Source organism: Pontibacterium sp. (assembly GCF_041587635.1).
GTDB lineage: Bacteria > Pseudomonadota > Gammaproteobacteria > Pseudomonadales > Balneatricaceae > Pontibacterium.
This window is the reverse complement of the sequence record NZ_JBFGYC010000467.1, coordinates 1-3,216: the sequence shown is the minus strand read 5'-3', so window position 1 is coordinate 3,216 and position 3,216 is coordinate 1. Positions and strand designations below refer to the sequence as shown.

Genomic DNA, 3,216 nt, shown 5'->3' with positions numbered 1-3,216 from the left:
CGGAAGACCTGAGTAACAAGAACCAAGATCTTGAAAATGCTAACCGTGAAATCAAAGACACGCAGGCCAAGCTGCTGCAATCCGAAAAAATGGCCTCGGTGGGTGTTTTAGCCGCGGGTGTTGCCCACGAGATCAATAACCCAGTGGGTTATGTTCTGAGTAATATCAAAACGCTGGAAGGGTATGTGGCGACCTATCAGGTGCTGCTAGAGCAGTATCAGTTGATGGCCGAGCTCGCAGACGATAAAGCACGTGCAGAGAAACTGGCTGAGATTCATGACTATGCAGAAGCTCAGGATCTGGATTTCATTCGTGATGATCTCGAGGGCCTGTTAAAGGATTCGCTGGAGGGGGCTGAACGTGTCAGAGATATTGTGCGTGGTCTAAAGGATTTCTCGCACGTTGATCAAACAGAGGAGTTTCGTCCTCATGACATGAATGAATGTATCCGTTCCACTCTGAAGATGGTCGATAATCAGCTTAAATATCACTGCAAAGTGATTACTGACCTAGCTGATTTACCACAAAGCTACTGTTCGCCGGGACAGATCAATCAAGTCATTCTGAACTTATTGGTGAATGCCGGGCAGGCTATTGAGGATAAAGGGGCGATCAAAGTTACCTCTCAATTTGATGGCAACCATATTGAGATTAGGGTGACGGATAACGGTAAGGGCATCGAGAAAGCAGCCATTGAAAAGCTGTTTGACCCGTTCTACACCACCAAACCGGTGGGTGAAGGTACAGGTCTGGGGTTGGCTATATCGTATGGTATCGTGAAAGACCATCAAGGCGATATTCTCGTACAAAGTAAACCGGGTGTTGGGACCAGCTTTTCACTGGTGTTTCCATTGCTGGAACATGCACCTGTTTGAGCATATTTCCGCCTCAAAAGCGATAAAGATGGAGTGTTAATTAATGGACTATTCGGCACACACCCTTATGTTGGTTGATGATGAAAGCCAGATTCTTAAGGCATTGACGCGCGTTGTGCGCCCCCTTAAGTGTAAGGTGATCACCCACGAATCGGCTCTTGCGGCGCTTGAAGAGCTTAAAACGACGTCTGTCGATCTGGTCATCAGCGATATGCGCATGCCTGAGATGAGTGGGGAGGTTTTTCTGGAGCAGGTTGCGGAGCAATGGCCCAATACAGAACGGATTGTAATGACCGGATATGCGGATTTACAGGCATCGGTTGATGCGATAAATCGCGGAAAAATTAGTCGTTTTATGGCAAAACCCTGGAATGATGAAGAAGTGACAAAGGTTGTGCGTAAAGGGTTCGAGTTAGCCAATTTGCGCCGTCGCAACGAAGAGTTACTAGCTCTGACTGAACAAAAAAATAAAGAACTTGAGCAGCTAAACAGATCCCTAGAGGCCAAAGTATCGGCGCGTACTGAGCAATTAAAAGCAGTCAATGATGGCCTGAAAAACAGTTATCGATCGGCTGTTCGGATGTTTTCCACCCTCACAGCGCGTCGATTGGGGATGAAGGCAAGTGATAATAATCAGGAACTCAATCGAGTTTTACTCGGTGTAGCAAAAGCCTGTGGTGTTGAAGGAGCTGAACTAAAGCAGCTTTATTACGCGTGGCAGCTGCGCAATATAGGTAAGCTGAGCTTGAGTGATGATTTATTATTTGTGCCATATGTCGAGCTGCCTGCAGATAAACAAAGGCAGTTTCAAAACCACCCTTTACTCGCGCAAGCGGCGACTTTACTGGTAAAACCGCTGTACCCGGCAGGAACCATTATCGTTCAGCATAAAGAATATCTTGATGGCACAGGGTATCCGCGTGGATTGAAGGCGACTGAGATAAACAGGCCCGCACGTATTCTGTGTGTGGTAAATGATTATATTGAGCTTATCTCAGGTACCTATCAGGAGCGGGCATATAGTACGAACGAGGCGCTGAATTATCTAAAAAACTACGCCACAGAGAAGTATGACGATGACGTAGTGAATACGCTGGAACGTGTTGTACAGGTTTTGTCCAACGAGGGTGAGATAAATCAAGATGATTGTATTGGAAGTAAAGAACTCAAAGTGGGGATGGCTCTGAGTCGTGACCTGATTAGCGGTCAGGGAATCTTGCTGCTCAGCGTCGGGCAGGTCATCGACAAGACAGTGATAGAGCGCGTGCGGGAGATTGAGTTTAATCTTGAAGAACACTTTGAAATATATGTTCACAACAAGAAATAGTATCTTGCCTATTTAAGCCTCTATTGGGCCTCGATTGTTATTTTATTGAGCGAAAATATGTTCAACTATTATCTTGAGTTAAGTCAATAATTTTTAAAGTTAACGGCTAATTAGGTCTTCCTATTGTAAGACTTTCGGCTATAGTCGTTTTTCAGAAAGCCTTGTTTAAACCGAGCCGTTTCGAGGCGTAGTTTTCAGATATCGCGATATTATGGCCGTTCATACTTATAGCTATTTTGTTATTGCAGCTGTGATCGCTGCCAGACTGGATAAAGCAACACGTATTGCCCGGCATCTTTCGATCACTGCCAGTAACGCCCGTGCGTTAGCCTTTCGCGCGGGGGAAGGTGCATCGGGTTTTCGTCCTCTTACTGATTATATTCATCGTCTAGCTGATCTAACCGTTAGCTCCTCCAGCCGTATCAATCATCTTGCCTCCGAATTAAGTCGTACCGCCGCAGAAAAAGAACGTGCCGAACGTGCTCTAAGGCATTTTGTCGACGTTGGTAAGTGTGCGAAGGGCTCTCCATTTATTGATAGCTTACAGCCTGTTTTTGATCGCACTAGCCAGCGTCAACGGGAACTAAGAGACAGTTATAATAATCAGATTAAGCTCCTGACATCCGAGCTCGATACATTGGAAGGTGAATTACGGGCGGCGGGAGTGCTCGCCACGATGTCCAGAGTTGAAGCGTTGCAGGCAGATGGCGTGTATCAGCAAGCATTGAATAATGTAGCTGACAATGTGGAAAGTGTGACCGCGTCTATTAAAAAGCATATCCAGTCTTCCCAGAAGCTCGTCCAGCAGTTAACGCAGGAATTTTCATGAAAACCCACACGCTTTACAACGGTGATTCGCATCGCTGGTTGATGTTTGGGCGCGATCCGAACAAGCCGGAAAAAATAATCGATACCAACCAATATATGGTGATTACTAAAGATAATGCACTGTTGATGGATCCAGGTGGGATCGAGCTTTTTTCGGCAATGTTAACCACTGTAATCAAGCAGGTT

Annotated in this window: 3 protein-coding genes and 1 pseudogene; all 4 read left to right on the top strand. The window is 45.9% G+C overall.

All coding sequences use genetic code 11. The features are described from left to right. On the top strand, positions 1-875 hold an 875-nt coding region (locus ABYW01_RS17575; protein ID WP_372835276.1), incomplete at its 5' end, for a sensor histidine kinase. Between the two features lie 43 nt (positions 876-918). Beyond that, a complete protein-coding gene (locus tag ABYW01_RS17570; protein ID WP_372835274.1) occupies positions 919-2,202 on the top strand; it encodes an HD domain-containing phosphohydrolase in 1,284 nt (427 codons plus the stop codon). 211 nt (positions 2,203-2,413) lie between these two features. After that, the gene (locus tag ABYW01_RS17565; protein ID WP_372835272.1) at positions 2,414-3,031 is read left to right on the top strand and encodes a hypothetical protein; all 618 of its coding nucleotides are present in this window, start codon (positions 2,414-2,416) and stop codon (positions 3,029-3,031) included. Further along, positions 3,028-3,216: pseudogene (locus tag ABYW01_RS17560) on the top strand (MBL fold metallo-hydrolase); the annotation flags it as partial. The gene ABYW01_RS17565 and the pseudogene ABYW01_RS17560, both read left to right, overlap by 4 nt.

Coding starts and splice junctions, on each gene's coding strand:
- ABYW01_RS17570 (WP_372835274.1), top strand. CDS start 919: ATGGACTATTCGGCACACACCCTTATGTTGGTTGATGATGAAAGCCAG.
- ABYW01_RS17565 (WP_372835272.1), top strand. CDS start 2,414: ATGGCCGTTCATACTTATAGCTATTTTGTTATTGCAGCTGTGATCGCT.